This window comes from Pseudomonas sp. SBB6, assembly GCF_024213215.1.
Lineage (GTDB): Bacteria > Pseudomonadota > Gammaproteobacteria > Pseudomonadales > Pseudomonadaceae > Aquipseudomonas > Aquipseudomonas donghuensis.
The window spans coordinates 21,351-38,258 of the sequence record NZ_JANAVH010000002.1; the positions used below are offsets into that span (position 1 = coordinate 21,351).

The 16,908-nt window shown below is 64.2% G+C and carries 18 protein-coding genes; 12 read left to right on the plus strand and 6 right to left on the minus strand.

Annotated elements, in window-relative coordinates; all coding sequences use genetic code 11:
• The first annotated feature begins 195 nt into the window (after positions 1 to 195).
• Positions 196 to 414, plus strand: a complete 219-nt coding sequence (locus NLX68_RS03330; protein WP_010225604.1) for a hypothetical protein — start codon at positions 196 to 198, stop codon at positions 412 to 414.
• 206 nt (positions 415 to 620) lie between these two features.
• Here the strand turns inward: NLX68_RS03330 and NLX68_RS03335 are convergent, their stop codons facing one another.
• Positions 621 to 1,079 (minus strand): Lrp/AsnC family transcriptional regulator, encoded by a 459-nt coding sequence (locus NLX68_RS03335; protein WP_254282668.1) that lies wholly within the window; start codon positions 1,077 to 1,079, stop codon positions 621 to 623.
• Positions 1,080 to 1,203: 124 nt separating this feature from the next.
• On the opposite strand from NLX68_RS03335, the gene NLX68_RS03340 reads away from it, so the two are divergent.
• The 3 genes from NLX68_RS03340 to NLX68_RS03350 are packed head-to-tail and all read left to right on the plus strand — an operon-like array spanning position 1,204 to position 3,041.
• Complete coding sequence (locus tag NLX68_RS03340; RefSeq protein WP_254282669.1) at positions 1,204 to 1,923, plus strand: AzlC family ABC transporter permease; 720 nt, start codon at positions 1,204 to 1,206, stop codon at positions 1,921 to 1,923.
• Positions 1,920 to 2,222, plus strand: a complete 303-nt coding sequence (locus tag NLX68_RS03345; RefSeq protein ID WP_254282670.1) for an AzlD family protein — start codon at positions 1,920 to 1,922, stop codon at positions 2,220 to 2,222. The genes NLX68_RS03340 and NLX68_RS03345 overlap by 4 nt, the downstream gene beginning before the upstream one ends.
• An 18-nt stretch (positions 2,223 to 2,240) precedes the next feature.
• Complete coding sequence (locus tag NLX68_RS03350; RefSeq protein ID WP_254282671.1) at positions 2,241 to 3,041, plus strand: alpha/beta fold hydrolase; 801 nt, start codon at positions 2,241 to 2,243, stop codon at positions 3,039 to 3,041.
• On the opposite strand, the gene NLX68_RS03355 is transcribed toward NLX68_RS03350, so the two are convergent.
• Entirely contained in the window at positions 3,038 to 3,211 is a 174-nt protein-coding gene (locus tag NLX68_RS03355; RefSeq protein ID WP_162835463.1) for a hypothetical protein, read from the minus strand. The two genes, NLX68_RS03350 and NLX68_RS03355, sit on opposite strands and share 4 nt — an antisense overlap.
• A gap of 142 nt (positions 3,212 to 3,353) precedes the next feature.
• Here NLX68_RS03355 and NLX68_RS03360 point away from each other — a divergent pair, with 142 nt between their 5' ends.
• Together NLX68_RS03360 and NLX68_RS03365 are read left to right on the plus strand one after the other, a co-directional pair.
• The gene (locus NLX68_RS03360) at positions 3,354 to 4,385 is read left to right on the plus strand and encodes a DUF1176 domain-containing protein (protein ID WP_254282672.1); all 1,032 of its coding nucleotides are present in this window, start codon (positions 3,354 to 3,356) and stop codon (positions 4,383 to 4,385) included.
• 66 nt (positions 4,386 to 4,451) lie between these two features.
• Entirely contained in the window at positions 4,452 to 5,867 is a 1,416-nt protein-coding gene (locus tag NLX68_RS03365; RefSeq protein WP_254282673.1) for a hypothetical protein, read from the plus strand.
• Position 5,868: 1 nt separating this feature from the next.
• Here NLX68_RS03365 and NLX68_RS03370 read toward each other — a convergent pair whose 3' ends face one another.
• Positions 5,869 to 6,498, minus strand: a complete 630-nt coding sequence (locus tag NLX68_RS03370; RefSeq protein WP_254282674.1) for a DUF3885 domain-containing protein — start codon at positions 6,496 to 6,498, stop codon at positions 5,869 to 5,871.
• A gap of 107 nt (positions 6,499 to 6,605) precedes the next feature.
• Here NLX68_RS03370 and NLX68_RS03375 point away from each other — a divergent pair, with 107 nt between their 5' ends.
• Positions 6,606 to 6,911, plus strand: coding sequence for a chorismate mutase (locus NLX68_RS03375; protein WP_010225597.1), 306 nt, complete (start codon positions 6,606 to 6,608; stop codon positions 6,909 to 6,911).
• A 45-nt stretch (positions 6,912 to 6,956) separates the two neighbouring features.
• Here NLX68_RS03375 and NLX68_RS03380 read toward each other — a convergent pair whose 3' ends face one another.
• The 3 genes from NLX68_RS03380 to NLX68_RS03390 form a co-directional block, all read right to left on the minus strand.
• The gene (locus NLX68_RS03380) at positions 6,957 to 8,954 is read right to left on the minus strand and encodes a U32 family peptidase (protein WP_254282675.1); all 1,998 of its coding nucleotides are present in this window, start codon (positions 8,952 to 8,954) and stop codon (positions 6,957 to 6,959) included.
• A gap of 114 nt (positions 8,955 to 9,068) precedes the next feature.
• Positions 9,069 to 9,449, minus strand: a complete 381-nt coding sequence (locus NLX68_RS03385; protein ID WP_010225593.1) for a RidA family protein — start codon at positions 9,447 to 9,449, stop codon at positions 9,069 to 9,071.
• Positions 9,450 to 9,501: 52 nt separating this feature from the next.
• Positions 9,502 to 11,214 (minus strand): amidase, encoded by a 1,713-nt coding sequence (locus NLX68_RS03390; protein WP_254282676.1) that lies wholly within the window; start codon positions 11,212 to 11,214, stop codon positions 9,502 to 9,504.
• A 328-nt stretch (positions 11,215 to 11,542) separates the two neighbouring features.
• On the opposite strand from NLX68_RS03390, the gene NLX68_RS03395 reads away from it, so the two are divergent.
• The 5 genes from NLX68_RS03395 (at position 11,543) to NLX68_RS03415 (ending at position 16,599) form a co-directional block, all read left to right on the plus strand.
• Positions 11,543 to 12,217 (plus strand): isoprenylcysteine carboxylmethyltransferase family protein, encoded by a 675-nt coding sequence (locus tag NLX68_RS03395; RefSeq protein WP_254282677.1) that lies wholly within the window; start codon positions 11,543 to 11,545, stop codon positions 12,215 to 12,217.
• Positions 12,218 to 12,295: 78 nt separating this feature from the next.
• Entirely contained in the window at positions 12,296 to 13,525 is a 1,230-nt protein-coding gene (locus NLX68_RS03400) for a hypothetical protein (RefSeq protein ID WP_254282678.1), read from the plus strand.
• Between the two features lie 114 nt (positions 13,526 to 13,639).
• Positions 13,640 to 14,632, plus strand: a complete 993-nt coding sequence (locus NLX68_RS03405) for a GlxA family transcriptional regulator (RefSeq protein WP_254282679.1) — start codon at positions 13,640 to 13,642, stop codon at positions 14,630 to 14,632.
• A gap of 126 nt (positions 14,633 to 14,758) precedes the next feature.
• A complete protein-coding gene (locus NLX68_RS03410; RefSeq protein WP_254282680.1) occupies positions 14,759 to 15,961 on the plus strand; it encodes an NAD(P)/FAD-dependent oxidoreductase in 1,203 nt (400 codons plus the stop codon).
• A gap of 83 nt (positions 15,962 to 16,044) precedes the next feature.
• Positions 16,045 to 16,599: a UPF0149 family protein gene (locus NLX68_RS03415; RefSeq protein ID WP_254282681.1), complete on the plus strand. Its 555-nt coding sequence runs from the start codon at positions 16,045 to 16,047 to the stop codon at positions 16,597 to 16,599.
• The last annotated feature ends 309 nt before the right edge of the window (positions 16,600 to 16,908 follow it).

The following is a 16,908-nucleotide window of genomic DNA, read 5'->3' on the forward strand; positions in this document are numbered from 1 at the left end:
GCACTAGCACACTTGTACTATTGCACATGAGCCCGTGGCATTACTAACTTGGCCGGGGATCGAAACAGCGAACAACTGTAATTGAAACTGTGATCGGTCTCTCATTTTTAAAATGAGTAATACGCTGCGCCCAGGCCCTCTCCTGGGGGGGATCAACCTAGGACGAACCCACTGTATCAACGAGGTAACTATCTCATGACCCATGCACAAAACATCGACATGACCACCGCCACGCCAGCCGCCCTGCGGGTGCTGGACGATCAGGAAGTAGACCAGGTAAGCGGCGGATTCTCCGTCAGCGCAGGCTCCTGGACACTGACCGGTGGTTCCTACAACTTCGGCGCTGGCGCCGGTTACCGCTTTGACTTGTACAGGGGCGGTGCGCACCAGGGCAGCTATACCCTGTGCAAATAAACTCGGTAAGTAGATGAGTTGGTTGTAAGTAAAGGGCCATTGCGGCCCTTTGCTTTATATAAAACCTTCACCCTTAGCGCTGTTGACTCACGCTGAGTGCAACGACTGTGAAAAAAACTCAGTTCTTCCAGCAATCCACGAAGCGTTCACACACCCCGTAGCGCCAGTCCAGGCCCACCCTACGCGTCATATGACTGCTCCCGACTTCAGATCGGCAACTCCGTGGTCAGCTTGATCTTCTGCATCGGGATCTCGGTCTTCAAGCTCTGCACCCCCTTGATCCGCGCCAGGTGCTTGATCTGAAACTGGCGATAGGCGTCGAGATCAGACGCCACCACACGCAGAAGAAAATCACAGTCGCCGGCCATCAGGTGGCACTCCAGCACCTCCGGCAATTCGCGCACGGCATCGGTAAAACGGTCGACCGTGACTTCGTCCTGACCGGTCAACCACACTCGCACGAAGAGGGTAACGGCGGCATTCACCTTGAGCGGATTGACCAGCGCCACATAACGCTCGATCACGCCTGCCTCCTCCAGCAAGCGCACGCGCCGCAAACACGGCGAAGGTGAAAGACCGACCTGCTTGGCCAGCTCCAGGTTCTGCAGGCGGCCATCGCGTTGCAGGGCGCGGAGGATCCGGCGATCTGTCGCATCAAGGTTCATGGGCGCACGATTCCACAAAATCAGAAAATAGTAGTTTCAGATGCCAAATATCCAAGAACCTTGCTCTTCTTAGCAATCAAATTTTCCGCCAGGGCTGGAATAATTTGCCGCTCTGGAGGTGCACATGACTGAACATGACCTGACCCTGCCGGCGATTGCCGGCAAACATGACTACCACGAGTTTATACGCGGTGCACAGGCGGCACTGCCGGTGCTGCTGGGCTTTGTGCCCTTTGCCTTGGTGCTGGGGGCGCAAGCTGCGCACAAGGGCTTGAGTGTGTACGAGGTAGCGCTGATGACCGGGCTGAATTTTGGTGGCGGTTCAGAGTTCGCCGCCATCGAGCTGTGGTCATCACCCGTGCAAGTGCTGGTGATCGTGGCAATGACTCTGCTGGTCAACAGCCGCCACCTACTGATGGGTGCGACCTTGGCCCCCTACCTGCACCACGTGCCCCTGAGCAAGGCGCTGCCTGCACTGTTTTTCATGTGCGACGAGAGCTGGGCCATGGGCCTGGCCGATAGCCGGCTGCGGGCACGCTTGAGCCTGGCGTATTTCCTCGGGGTGGCGCTGTGCCTGTGGCTGACCTGGGTCGCCTGTACCGCCCTCGGCGCCCTGGTCGGCCCGACACTTGGCGACCTGCGCAGCTACGGCTTCGACATGGCCTTTGCCGCGGTCTTCCTGGTATTGCTGCGGGGCATGTGGCGCGGTCTGCATGCAGCCTTACCGTGGCTGTTCAGCCTGCTGACCGCTGCCCTGTTCTACCTGCTGATTCCTGGCGGCTGGTACGTACTGGCCGGCACGCTTGCGGGGCTGGTATCTGCTTATCTGTGGGCCAAGTCATGATCGACAACCTGACCTTGCTGACCATCGTGGCGATGGCCTGCGTAACCTACCTGACCCGCGTGTTGGGCTTCATAATGCTGCGCAATCGCACCCTGAGCCCGCCGCTGCAGGAGGTACTGCAGGCGGCGCCGGGGTGCGTACTTGTCGCCGTGCTCGCCCCCACCTTCACCAGCGGCCAGCCCGCCGACCTGATCGCCCTGGCAGTGACGCTGGTCGCCGCCATGCGCCTACCCTTGTTGCCGGTGGTGCTGATTGCCGTGGTCAGCACGGCTGGCTTGCGCTTACTGCTTGCGAACTGAATGCCAATGAGGCCCTGTATGCACTTACCCACTCGCGAAACCCTCTGGGTCGACACCCCCCACGGGCGGCTGTTCTGTTGCCGCTGGTTCCCTGTGACGGTCGCGGGCGAGCCGCAGCGGCCACCGATCATCCTGTTCCATGACTCCCTGGGCTGCGTCGCCCTGTGGCGAGACTTTCCCCAGCAGCTGTGCCTGGCCACCGGGCGTGAGGTGATCGCCTATGACCGGCTCGGCTTCGGGCAGTCCGCTGCGCATCCCGGGGCCCTGGCGCTGGACTTTATCCGCGACGAAGCCGAATGCTGCTTCAGCCATGTGCGGCGCAGCCTGCAGATCGAGCGGTTCGTCGCCCTCGGGCATAGCGTTGGCGGCGCCATGGCGGCGGCCTGCGCAGCGTTTTACGGCCAGCATTGTACGGCGTTGATCACCCTCTCGGCCCAGGCCTTCGTCGAAGACCGCACCGTACAGGGCATACGTGAAGCACAGCTGCTGTTCGGGCAACCAGGGCAGTTGGCGCGCCTGGAGAAGTACCACGGCGATAAAGCCACGTGGGTGCTGGAGGCCTGGACCGGTACCTGGCTGTCGCCGGCCTTCAGCCCGTGGACTATCGAAAGCGTGATCGACACCCTCGCTTGCCCGCTGCTGGCCCTTCACGGCGTGCACGATGAATATGGCTCCGAGCTTCATCCCAAGCGCATTGCCCAACTGACGTCAGGCCCTGGCCACTACCAGCTCATCGATGATTGCCACCACCTGCCCCACCGCGAAGCGCCGGATGTCGTGCTCGCTGCGGTGCAGCGAATGCTCACGACGCACGATTAATTGCCGTCGGCCACCTTGCGTTCGATCTCGGCGATTTTGCGGCTGAGCTCTTCGGCGGCGTCTGCCTGGGTACGATGGGTGGTCGGGGTGATCGGCCGGTTGGCAGGGTCGTTGTCTTCAGCAGGCTTGTCCGTCTCGTTGGCGGGCTTGTCGCGGTCATTGCTGTTCATTGCAGTTACCTCCCGTGTCATACCCGTTGGATACCACAGCAGCGTCGGAGTTCTCATCGGCCACCGGCTTGAAGTTGGCCAGGCTTCTGCGATGATGCCCGGCCAAAACGCACGTTCGCTTACCCCGCAGGATTGAACCACAATGGTTGACGCAAGATGGAACTGGCTGCCCTTGATGCTCCTGCCGGCCCTGGCCCTGGCCGCGCCGGAACCGGAACAGGAGCCGGTGCTCAAGCAGTTCAAGGAATGGGTCGTGGGCTGCGACAACACCCGGCGCTGTACCGCCGTGTCGAGTAGCGTCGATCAGGGCATGGGCCTTGAGCTTGTTCGTGAAGCCGGGGCGGAAGGTGCCACCGCCTTGACCCTGTTCACCGACGCCAGTGTCGACCTGAGCGCCAGGCTGCTGGTCGACGGCGGCCCTGCGCCAGCGGGATTCCGGCCGGGCTCGCAGGGGCAGATGCGCTATCACGCAAAAGGCGACGTCGCGGTTCGGTTGCTGCGCCAACTGCGCAACGGCCAGACCCTGTCATTGGACACTACCAACGGCCAGCACCCGGTATCGCTGCAGGGCCTGAGTGCCTCCTTGCTGTTTATCGACTCAGTGCAAGGACGCATCGGTCACCCCAGCGCTTTCGTAAACCCCGGCACGCGCCCCGACAGCCAGCTGCCGCCAGCACCGCCGACACCCACCCTCGCCCCCTTCACACCGCCGCCAGGGGTGAGCGATGCCGAACAGAAGGCAATCGCCGACGCAGTCATTGCCATCACCCGGCTTGAGTGGAGCGAACCCGAGTATGACAACTGGCAAGCCGAAGCCGAGGTCTCGGCCCTGGACGCGACCCATGTGCTGGTAGGCCTGCGTTACGGCTGTGCGGCCCAGGGTTGCATGTACAGCTACTACCGCGCCTTGCGAACAGCGCCCTATCAACCCACCTCGCTGCACATCTCGGTCCCCAAGCATGATGTACTGGGCGGCGAGATGTATGGCTTTTTCAAGTTCGACCCGGCCCGCGGCGAGCTGACCCAGTTGCAGCCAGGAGGGCGCTACTGCGGCGCGAACGCAACCTGGCGCTATGACGGAGCCGTGATGCAGCTCAAGTCATTTAGCCGGATGAGCTGGTGCGACAGTGTGGATACCGCCCATTGGCCGCAGATCTGGCGTACCAAGGGATAGCGCCAGGCATACAGCTTGGAGCGGGCATTAGATACAATCCGCGCTTTGACCCAAGAGCTCATGCGCATGGATGCCCTCGCCCGCTTCGCCCTTCGCGCCCTTGCAGCGGGGATCCCGCTACTGGCCCTGGCCGCTTGCAACTCCGTACCTTCGCAAACGCAGGTCGATCCGGGGCTGGCGATTTTCAACGAATCCGTCGCCCTGCCGGTGCTCCCGGACGCCATCGTGCGCGAAGGCGAGCGGGTCACTTACCTGGTCTCGCGAGCCAACAGTCCACTGCCGCTGGTGCGTTTCGATGCCTCGTGCAGCGAAGGCTGGGCGAGCATGGCTTACCAGGTTCAGGACCGCATGCAGCCCTTCACCGACCAGCCAAGCAGCGGCCACCTGCCCCAGCTCCAGCGTCAGCAACTGCAGCACAGCGCGCAACTGCAACAGGTGTGTGCCCAACGTCCGGCCCCCGACTGGCGGGTGCTCAACCTGGAGGAAGATCAGGACTGGCTGCTGATCGACCGCAACAGCCTGCAGCAACAGGATGGCATTACCTACGCCTGGACCGGCATTCAGCGCCGCCGCTACCCGATGGAATACGGCCACGTGGTGATGGCCCTGCACAGCCGCGAGCGCCTGGCATTCTACTGCGACCGGCAGCTCATCCGCCGTCTCAGCCAGTTGATGCTCGACAACGACAACCGCGCTGACAGCGACCGGCTCAAGACACCGCCCTTCAGCGAGTTTTACCGGCAGGCACCGCGCTACTACCAGCAGTTGTTCAAGGCCGCCTGCCAGCCGCCGGCCGAGCTTGGCAACCTCCCGTCACTGACCGCCCGCACGCCGTTGCCGCCGCCGTTCCTGCCCCCCAGGGCCCAGCCTGAAGTGCTCGCGGCCATCGCCGCCTTGAACCTGCCGCCGCCGCGCCTGACGCTACAACGGCTGGATTACCGCTACGACGCCAGCCTGAAAGACGGGCACGATGCCGCTGACAGGCCGCGTCAGGTGTTCCTCAGCAACGACAGCCGCTCCAGCCAGCTGTTGCTGCAGGCCGTGGACCCGGCAATAGCGCAACAGCTGCAACTGACGTTTCGCGGCCTGTTCGAGCTGGCCGCACGCGGTATCGACATCATGACCGGGCAGGAACAAGACGCGAGCGAGCGCTTGATCGCGCTGTCATTCAGTGGCGACTGGAAGGCCATGCCCGCCCATGCGCAATTGAGCTACACCACGACGCACGTCAATCAAATAAAGTCAGTCAGCGCCGCCGTCGCCCGTACCACCCACTGCAAGGTTGGCCGGGAGCAACCGGCCAGCAGGCTGCACCCGGCATTGCAGGGCAGCGCCAAGCCGCTGACCTGCACCTGGCTAAGCACTGGCAAGCGCCGGTGGGTCGAACATTACAACTACCTGAGCGACTACGGCGTGTTCGTCCGCAGCGCAGAAGACAACCCACGGGGCACTTGGCGCTGGCGGATCGAGTCGGTGCAGTGAATCAGTGCAAGACAGTGGCGAAGGCCGCGTCCATGCGCTCGCGGTCGTAGTCCAGCAGCCACGGCTGATGCTGACGGTACAACAGCGAGAGCACGTCATGGTTGGGGCCCACCACATCCATGCCCCGATCGTCATAGGGCAAGGCCATCAACCGCTGGTTGAGGTTGAACAGGTAGACACCGCAGCAAGGGCTCGGGCGAATGGTCCCCGGATTATCGGCCAATGCGCACCAGAGCACCGGTTGCAGCAGCGACAGTGGCGCCTCGAAGGCGAGGTGCAGCCAGTACTCGGGCTGGTGCTCTTCGAACCAGTCGTCCGGGTCCAGCCGCTGGCTCCACAGCGAGCGCTGGGCGGGGATGCGAATACCGGCGGCACGCAGGTCACGCAACACGTCGCGATGGGCAAAACCATTACCGTTGGAGTGCACGCGCAGGCACACCACCATCGATTGCTCGCCGGCAAACAGGTCGCGGCACACCGTGGTTGCCTTGCTGACCGCCAGCAGAAAGCGCTCGAGGGTCCCGGCGCCTTCGGCCAGCTCAAAGCGCAGGCCTTGCGGGTAGCTATAGAACAACGGCCTGGCAAAGGCCAGGCCGCTGAAGATCTGTTGGATTTGCAGTTGTAGAGTCACGTTACCTTCCTGGCTGTCGGCCCCACACTTCAGGGGCCAGAGTCCGTTCAGGCATACTACTGGAAATCAACTGGCTACCGCCACGCTGTCTACTGAAAGGAGTTCACATGGACGTACACTGCACCTCGATCGAAGAAGTTCGCCACCACATCGACGGCATCGACCGCGAACTGGTCGCCCTGCTCGCCCGGCGCGGCAACCTGGTCAACCAGGCGGCGGCGTTCAAGAAAACCCACGACGATGTCCGCGCCCCGGCACGGGTCGAGCAGGTGATCGCCAAAGTGCGCGCCCTGGCCGTGGAGTCCGGCGCATCTGAAGAGGTGGTCGAGCGGGTTTACCGGGCAATGATCGCAGCCTTCATCGATGCAGAGCTCAAGGCGCATGCGGCGCTGTCAGTGCAGCCTGCACCTTAGTTACGATCGCGGGGCGACGCTTCGACTTGCCCCGCGATGCCTCACTCAGTGCGGTGCGCGGGGGATGGTCTTGAGCAGGTCTTCAGGGCTGATGTGGCCCACCACCTGTTGCACGCTACCCGGTTGCGGCAGGCCGAGGATGTGGCCTTTCATCTTGCCGATCACGTGCATTTCGCACGGCTTGCAGTCGAACTTCAGGGTCAGCACTTCATCGCCGTGAATCAGCTGCATCGGCGCGACCTTGGTGCGCACGCCGGTAACGCCCTTGGCCTGCTTGGGGCACAGGTTGAAGGAGAAGCGCAGGCAGTGCTTGGTGATCATCACCGGTACTTCGCCCGGCTCTTCGTGGGCCTCGTAGGCGGCGTCGATCAGCTTGACCCCGTGACGGTGATAGAAGTCGCGGGCCTTCTGGTTGTAGACATTGGCCAGAAACGACAGGTGCGACTCCGGGTACACCGGCGGCGGGTTGGTCTCGGCCTTGCGGCCACCGCGCGGGTGCGCCTGGATACGCGCGGCGGTCAGCGCTTCGATGACCTCGCGGCGCAGCGCCTTGAGCTGCGAGTTGGGGATGAAATACGCCTGCGGCGCATCAAGCTGAACGTCGGTGGCATGGTACTCGGTGGTGCCCAGCTGGCCGAGCAGGTCGCACAGTTGCTCCAGCGCCTGCTCCGGCTTGTTGGCCAAACCGAACGGACCGTCCAGGGCGACGCTGGCACTGATGCCCTCCTCGCTGGTGGCGGTCAGGGCCAGGCGCTGCTCGCTCAACTGCGCGACCCAGGCCAGGCCGATACGGCGCTCGGCCGAGGTCTTCTGCAGGGCCTGCTGCCAGTTGTGGTCAAGGTTGCGGCTCAGCGGATGGTTGGGCCGCAGCTGGTGCATGCCCTTGGGCATCTCGTTGGGCTCGACGCGGTAGCGGTAGCGCTTCTCGCCGTCTTCATCGAACTCGCCTTTTGCCTCGGCGATGTTGGCGCGAAAACCCACCACTTCGCGCTTGACCAGCACATTGAGGCCGTCGCCGTTGGACAGTGGCTCATGGGTGACCACCTGCAGGTCACGCTTGCCGACTTTTTCAACCACGCCCACCGGCAGGCCGGTGAAGGTCGGCGAGTCGAAGGCGCCGATGTCGATCTTGCGCTCGCTGACAAAGTAGTCGGTGCTGCCGCGGTGGAAGGTCTTGTCCGGGTCGGGCAGGAAGAAATGCGCGGTACGCCCGCTGGAGGCGCGGGCCAGGTCCGGGCGGTCTTCGAGCACGGCGTCCAGGCGCTGGCGATAGTAGGCGGTGATGTTCTTCACATAGCCCATGTCCTTGTAGCGCCCTTCGATCTTGAACGAGCGCACACCGGCCTCGACCAGGGCACGGATGTTGGCGCTCTGGTTGTTGTCCTTCATCGACAGCAGGTGCTTCTCGTAGGCGATCACCCCGCCCTTCTCGTCTTTGAGGGTGTACGGCAGGCGGCAGGCCTGGGAGCAGTCGCCACGGTTGGCACTGCGGCCGGTCTGGGCGTGGGAAATGTTGCACTGGCCGGAGAAGGCCACGCACAACGCGCCGTGAATGAAGAACTCGATCGCCGCGTCGGTTTCGTCGGCGATGGCACGGATTTCCTGCAGGTTCAGCTCACGGGCCAGTACCAGCTGGGAAAAGCCGGCCTGGTCGAGGAACTTGGCCCGGGCCAGGGTGCGGATGTCGGTCTGGGTGCTGGCGTGCAGCTCGATCGGCGGGATGTCCAGTTCCATCACCCCCAGGTCCTGGACGATCAGCGCGTCGACGCCGGCATCGTACAGTTCGTGGATCAGCTTGCGCGCCGGCTCCAGCTCGTTGTCGTGGAGGATGGTGTTGATGGTGGTGAACACCCGGGCGTGGTAGCGATGGGCGAATTCCACCAACTGGGCGATATCGCTGACGTCGTTGCAGGCATTGTGGCGAGCGCCGAAGCTCGGGCCGCCGAGGTACACGGCGTCGGCGCCATGCAAAATGGCCTCGCGGGCGATGGCGACATCGCGGGCGGGGCTGAGCAATTCCAGGTGATGCTTGGGCAGGGACATGTTTTTTTAGTCAGGCTGTCACGGTCGAGGCGCGCATTGTAGCGGCGAAACGCCCGATCGGCACCCGTAGCCTGCCCGGTGGCTGTGGGAGCTGGCGCTCCCACACAAACGGTCTCAGGCCTTGGCCGCCATCGCCGTTACTTCCACACGCATGCCTTCCACTGCCAGCGAAGCCACGCCAACCGCGGCACGCACTGGCCAGGGCTTGGCGAAGAAGCGCTGGTAAACCTCGTTGAAAGCAGCACGCTCGGCCATGTCGGTAAGGTAGATGGTCAGGTGCAGGACCCGGTCCATGGAGCTGCCGGCACGCTCCAGGGCGACCTTGAGCGCTTGCAGGGTGCACTCGCTCTGGGCAGTGATATCGCCCAGTTCCAGGCTGCCGTCGGCACGGGTGGGGATCTGGGTCGAGACCAGGATGCCAGCGAAACCGGCAACGTCGGAGGAGATCGACTCGGCGTCCGGGTCGGGGATGAAGCTGATGTCTTGGTTAGCCATGGGTATCTCGTGTCTGGGGAACTAAAAAAGGGCGGTCACCCGCCCCTTTTGCTTACTTGCCGCTGGCCAGCGCTGGCGTGCGCGGTGGCACCAGGCGCTTGGACCCGGTCGATTCAAACGCCGCCGCCAGGCGCAGCAACGACGAATCGTCGTAGGCGCGGCCGGCAAAGGTCAAGCCCACCGGCATGCCGATATCGGCCATCACGCCCATCGGCACGGTCACCGTCGGCACGCCCAGGTGACGAATCGCCAGGTTGCCGTTGGCCACCCACACGCCGTTGCTCCAGGCAATGTCGGCAGACGCAGGATCGACATCGGCGTTGGCCGGGCCAACGTCGGCCACGGTCGGGAAGATCACCACGTCGAGCTTGAGTGCATCCATCCAGTCTTCGAGGTCGATGCGCCGGGTCTTTTCCAGGCCGCGCAGGCCATCCGGCACGGTGCTGATCTGGTCCCACGGGGTGATGCCGCGCTCGGCCATACGCACGTACTCGTCCATGCCAGCGGCCAGGTCGCCTTCGCGGTTGGGCAGCGTGCCCGGATCATGCGGGAAAATCTTCGGCCCGTCGACGTCGACCAGGCGCTTGAGTTGCGGGTCGCCGTTGGCCTGGAGAAAATCATCGAAGGCCCAGGCAGTCAGGTCCCACAGCTCGTGGTGGAGGAACTCCTTGGACACCAGGCCGCGATTGAACACGGTCGGCGCGCCAGGGCGATCACCTTCGCAATTGGACACCAGAGGGAAATCGACTTCGATCACTTGCGCGCCAGCCGCTTCCAGGGCCTTGCGCGCTTGCTCCCAGAGGGCGATCACCGACGCTCGGGTGTTGATCCGCTGCCCGGTCGGGCCGCCGATGCCAGGGGCTTCGCTGGTGCCGGCCTCAGGGTCGGCGTTGATGTACATGCGCGGCACGCCGAAACGCTTGCCCTTGAGCGCGGCGGCATCGGCCGCAAGCTCGTGGTAGGACGCCGGGCGTACCGAGTCGACGCTCGGGATCGGCACCCAAGGCTGCAGGCGCCACAGGTCGCCGCGTTTGTCCGGGTCTTCGGCGACGACGATGTCGAGCACTTCCAGCAGGTCGGCCATGGTCCGGGCAAAGGGCACCACCACGTCCATGGTCGGCGTCAGCGGCCAGTTGCCGCGCACCGAGATCACCCCGCGCGACGGTGTGTAGGCGCACAGGCCGTTGTTCGAGGCCGGGCCGCGGCCGCTCGACCAGGTTTCTTCCGCCAGGCCGAAAGCCGCGAAGCTTGCGGCGGTGGCGGTACCGGCACCGTTGGACGAGCCCGAGGCAAAGGGTGCCGTCAGGTAGTCGGCGTTGTACGGGCTTTCGGCGCGGCCGTAGACCCCGCGCTGCATGCCGCCGTTAGCCATCGGCGGCATGTTGGTCTTGCCCAGGCAGATGGCGCCGGCAGCGCGCAGGCGTTCAATGGTGAAGGCGTCGCGATAGGCCACCAGGTCAGCGAAGGCCGGGCTGCCGGAGGCGGCGGTCAGGCCCTTGACCAGGTAGCTGTCCTTGGCGGTGTAAGGGATGCCGTCGAGCGGACCGAGGGCCTGGCCCTTGGCACGGCGCGCATCGGAAGCCTGTGCTTCACTCAAGGCTTCGGGGTTACGCACCACCACGGCGTTGAGCTTGGTGGCAGTGTTCGGGCCGTCGTAGGCGTCGATGCGCGCCAGGTAGGCTTTAACCAGCTCAACCGCAGTGGTCTGGCCGGACTCGAGCGCAGCGCGCAGCTGGGCAATGGAAACCTCTGTGACTTCGATCATGCTGCTACCGCCGACTGTTGATGGCTGACTGGGTGAAGGCTTCCATCACAAGGGGTCTGGAGCACAGGGACTTGACGAATTTCAAGATGGGTTCTCATAGTTGTTCTCATTGCACGGCATGACGCTGCAGGGTCTGGGCGAATTACCTGAGCGGCCTATTTAGCACCAAAAATGCCCACAGAGGAACGGGGGGCCAGCGGGCAGCGGTGCATTCAGCCGCGTGCGGGGTTGCAAAATCGGGCGGAGCCCTTGCCCGGAGCCAGCCGCCCTGTAAACCCACAGAAGTGCGCAGATGATGAACAGCGAACAGCCACGGGACCCCGAGCCTATGTCACGACGCGCAGCCATCGCTTATGCGACTGGCCTGCCGCTGGCGTTGCTGGGGCTGATTTTCTGGCCGGCCGGGAGCCTTGCCTGGAAGCCCGGTTGGGCTTTCCTCATAGTCCTGGTGGGCGGCTTTGGTGCCAGTGCGCTGCTGCTGGCAAGGGTCAATCCGGTAATCTATCGCGCCCGCAGCCGCTTTCAGCCCGGCACTAAAGGCTGGGACAAGGCGCTGCTGGCGATCATCCTGCCAACGATGGTCGCGGTGCTTCCGGTGGCGGCTCTGGATGCCGGACGTTTCCACGAATCAGCAGTACCTGGTTGGGTGGTATTGCTGGGGTACATCGCTGTACTCAAAGGTATTGCCCTGACCGCCTGGGCCCAGGCGGTCAATCCGTTCTTCGAACCTGGCGTGCGCATCCAGGCCGAGCGCCATCAGCGGGTGATCGACAGCGGCCCCTACCGGTTTGTTCGTCATCCTGGCTACAGCGCAGCGATTACGCTGTTTTTTGGCATGGCGCTGGCACTGGGGTCGTGGTGGGCGCTGCTGCCCGGGACGCTGGCGGCGTTGGTGCTGGTGCTGCGCACGGCATTGGAAGACCGCTTGCTGCGTGCCGAACTGCCAAGCTATGCCGAATATGCCGAGCGGGTACGCTGGAGGCTGGTGCCCGGACTGTGGTGAAGGTAGTCCATATTCAGCTTTACCCCTCCCGACGCCACGAGCATCATGCGCAGTTCGCGCTCACGGAGGACTTCGCACATGTTCAGGGCACTTTTCGACACGCTGTTCAGGCGCACACCTACAGAGGAAGGGTTTGCCCGGACCTTCATCAAGGCCGCCCGTGCCGGCGGCTATGCCGAGACCCTGGACTACCAGGCCGACGAGTTTCGCCTGCGCTACGGCGACAGCGGCTATTTCAACCTGCACAACGCCTACCGCGACTACCTGAACGCCGACAAATCGCGCAAAGCCGATGTGCTTGCCAGTTACCTGCGCGCCTTGATCGACACCCGCAACAGCACAGGGCCGCAACCGCTGGAGCAGGTGAGCCCGCTACTGAGGCCGGTGATCCGCAACCTGGCGATGCTCGAAGAGATCCGCCTGCACCATGTGCGCAGCGAGGGCTGGGACTCGCCCTGCCCGCTGGCCTGGCAGCCGTTCTCGGAGGATTGCGTCACCTTGCTGGCGGTGGACTACCCCGACACCACCTCGACCCAGACCATGGGCCCGCAACAGGACTGGGGCATCACCCTTGAGCAGGCGCTGGCAATCGCCCTCGACAACCTGCGCGACGCCAGCCCCGATGCCTTCGAACAGATCCTCCCGGGGGTGTACCAGGGCGCCTGGCAAGATGGCTACGACACCAGCCGGGTGCTGCTGCCCGACGTGCTGCAGCGCGTGCCGGTATTGGGGCAGCCGGTGTTCATGATGCCCAGCCGCGATGTGCTGATGGTCACCGGTGACAAGGACGCCGAAGGCCTGCGGCAGATGGTCGAGCTGAGCTTTCATGCCCTGGAAAACGGCCGCGCGCAGTCCAGCCGGATCTACACCTACCAGGACCGCCGGATCGTCCCCTTCCAGGTGCAGGACGGGCACCTGCAAGCGCGCCTGGGCGACCTGCAGCGCTTGTTGCACCATGGCCTCTATAGCACGCAAAAAGAGTTTCTCGACAAGATCCACGAAGCCCACCCCGAGGACATCTTCGTCGCCACCCACAGGCTCTACAGCGATGCCGACACCCCCGGCAGCAGCTTCTCGATAGCGGCCTGGACCGAGGGCGTGTTCACTTCACTGCCGAAAACCGACCGGGTGATCCTGGTCCAGCCTCAGGCCGATGGTTCGGCACAAACCCGGGTGGTTGCCTGGCTCGAGGTCGAGTCGCTGCTGGGCGAGCTGCTAAGCAAAGACGGCGAACTCTACCCGCCACGCTTTCGCACCCTCGGCTTTCCCAGCGCCGAGCAGTTGAGCCAGTTGACGCCCATGGGCTGACCCCGCGGCCTACTCGCGTCGTTGACGCTGCACGTCAGCCGCTCAGGCAGACGTGCGCCGCCCGGCGTTCTGGTAAAATTTGCCAACCGCTATCCACCACCAAGTACCACCGCGATGAAGCCCCTGAACCCGCCCCGCCACATTGCGTTCATCGCCTACCCACAGATGGGCCTGCTCGACCTGACCGGTGCGCAAACGGTGTTCTGGGCGGCGTCCAGGGTCATGCAGGCGCGCGGTCTGCCCGGTTACCAACTGCATACCGCAAGCCTGGAAGGCGGCCTGGTGCCCAGTGCCGAGGGCCTGGCCGTGGATACCTCGCGCCTGGAGCAACTGGCCGCCGTGGCCATCGACACCTTTATCGTCCCCGGCGCCCCGGCGATCTGCCAGACCCTGGACCACTACAGCACCCTCACCAACTGGCTGCACGCCAATGCCGCGCGGGCCCGGCGTATCGCCTCGGTGTGCAGCGGGGCCTTTCTGCTGGCCAAGGCCGGCCTGCTCGACGGGCGCCGCGCCGCCACCCACTGGGCCATGTGCGACACCCTCAAGCAGGCATTCCCGGCCATCGAGGTGGATGCCGATGCGATCTTCATCCAACAGGGTACGGTATGGACGTCGGCCGGGGTCAGCGCCGGCATCGACCTGGCCCTGGCCCTGGTAGAAGCCGACTGCGGTCGCGAGGTCAGCATGGCCGTAGCCCGCGAGCTGGTGGTGTACCTCAAGCGCCCGGGCGGCCAGGCCCAGTACAGCACCCTGCTGCAGTCACAAAGCCAGGACGCCGCAGCGTTTGAGCACCTGCACCTGTGGCTGAGCGAAAACCTCGGCGACCCGCGCCTGAACGTCGAGCGCCTGGCCGAACAGGCGTGCATGAGCCCGCGCAACTTCACCCGCATGTACAAGCTCAAGACTGGCCGTACGCCGTCCAAGGCCATCGAACTGTTCCGCCTGGAAGCCGCCCGGCGGCTGCTGGAAAGCTCGACCGGCAACATCGAGCAGGTCGCCCGCCAGTGTGGTTTTGCCGATGAGGAGCGGATGCGCAGCACCTTCCAGCGCCATCTGTCGATCTCGCCGCGCGACTACCGCAGCCGCTTCAGCGGCACCGCCTGACCCGCCTGGCCGAAACTCAGGGGTATTTGGCCTGGGGCCGCCGCCGCCCTGCCCTTACGATTGCGCCATCGGCAGTCAACCGTAGCGGTTGATGCCCCGTGGTCATTCGTCGTCAGGAGCTCTCCCATGCAACAGCACATTCTGGTTATCGGCGCAGGTTTTGCCGGCGTCTGGAGCGCCTTGAGCGCGGCGCGGCAGTTGGACTTGCATGACCGTCAGGACGTCACCGTCTCGGTACTCGCCCCGCAGGCCGAGTTACGCATGCGTCCTCGCTTCTACGAGGCCGACGCGCATACGCTGTTCGCACCGCTGGGCGCGTTGTTCGAGGCGGTTGGCGTGCGCTTTGTCAAAGGCTCGGCAACGGCTATCGATGCCCAGGCGAAAACCGTCGGCTACCGCAACGAAACCGGCACCCTGCAGCAACTGCGCTACGACCGCCTGGTCCTGGCGGCGGGCAGCCAACTGATGCGCCCGAACCTGGCCGGCATGCACCAGTACGCCTTCGATGTCGATGAACTCGAATCGGCAGTGCGCCTTGAGCAGCACCTCAATAGCCTCAAGTCCCAACCCTTGAGCCTTGCGCGCAATACCGTGGTGATCGCCGGCGGTGGCTTTACCGGGATCGAAACCGCCACCGAAATGCCTGCGCGTTTGCGAGCGGCACTGGGGGATGACAGCGAAGTGCGGGTGATCATTGTCGACCGCGCCAGCAAGGTGGCTGCGGCCATGGGCGAGGCTATTGCCCCGGCGATTGTCGAGGCCAGCGAACAGCTGGGCATCGAGTGGCTGCTTGATGCCACAGTGGAGTTGGTCGATGCTCACGGCGTGACCCTGGCCGATGGCCGGCGGATCGACGCCAGCACGGTGATCTGGACCGTCGGTTTTCGCGCCAACCCGCTGACCGAACAGGTGCCCGGCGAGCGTAACGGCCAGGGGCGCCTGCAGGTCGATGCCAACCTCAAGGTCATCGGCCAGGAGCATGTCTATGCCGCAGGCGATGTCGCCTACGCCGCCACCGATGAGCTGGGCAACTACTCGCTGATGTCCTGCCAGCACGCCATCGCCCTCGGCCGCCACGCCGGCAACAATGTCGCCGCCGACCTGCTCGGGGTCGCACCGCTGGCCTACCGCCAGCCCAAGTACGTGACTTGCCTGGACCTGGGGGCCTGGGGCGCGGTGTTCACCGAGGGTTGGGACCGTCAGCCAAAGTTGCTGAAGGCAGAAGCCAAGGCTCTCAAGGCCCAGATCAACACCGTGTGGATCTACCCACCGGCTGCGGATCGCGCCGCCGCCCTGGCCGCCGCCGACCCGCTGATTCCGGTGGCCTGACGTGCGGGGGCTGGATAAAAGCGGCACAAAGCGCCATCCTCCCCGCCTTTTGCCCGCGCGCCTGACCTGCCAAGGAGTTTCCCATGCACGACCTGCCACTTGCCGCCGCCGACTTCGAGTTCCTCGAAGCCACCTTGCAGAGGTACGGCGATGACCATTCGGTGCTCAACGCCTCGGAGCTCGACGGTTATTTCACCGCGCTGGTTTCGAGCCCGGTGCAGGTGGACATCAGCGAGTGGTTCCCGGCCATCTGGGGTGGGCAGAACCCGGAATGGCAAAGCGCGCAGGAGTGCCAGCGCTTTGTCGAGCTGTGTGCCCGTCATTTGAACAGCCTGGCGACCCAGCTGGTTGAGGCGCCGCAGGCGTTTGCGCCACGTCTGGAGCAGACTGAACACCTGGGCCAGCCACTGCCGCTGGCGGAGGAATGGTGCTTTGGTTACCTGCGCGGCATGGCCATCGCCAACTGGCCTGCGCTACCGGTGCCACAAGCGCAGGCGTTGCAGGTGATTACCGGGTGGGCCGAACAGGATGAATTCGAGCTGCCGGCGGATCTGGACGTGACCTTGCACCGTCAGCGGGTAGTGGCGATTGCCCCGGCGGCGCGGGCGTTGCATGACTACTGGTTGGCGCAGCGCTAGAACGTTTGTGCCTGTGTCGCCTGGATTGCGACCGCTGTGGGAGCTGGCCTTGCCGGCGATGAGGCCGGTACAGCCAGCACATCAGGTGTCGCCTGGATTACGAACGCTTCGCGCTCGATCGCTGGCAAGGCCAGCTCCCACAGGTTCGGCGCTTTACCTGTAGGAGCGGGCTTGCCCCGCGATGAGGCCAGTACAGCCAACACATCAGGTGTCGCCTGGATTACGAACGCTTCGCGCTCGATCGCTGGCAAGGCCAGCTCCCACAGGTTCGGCGCTATACCTGTGGGAGCGGTGCCCCTCCCTGCCTCA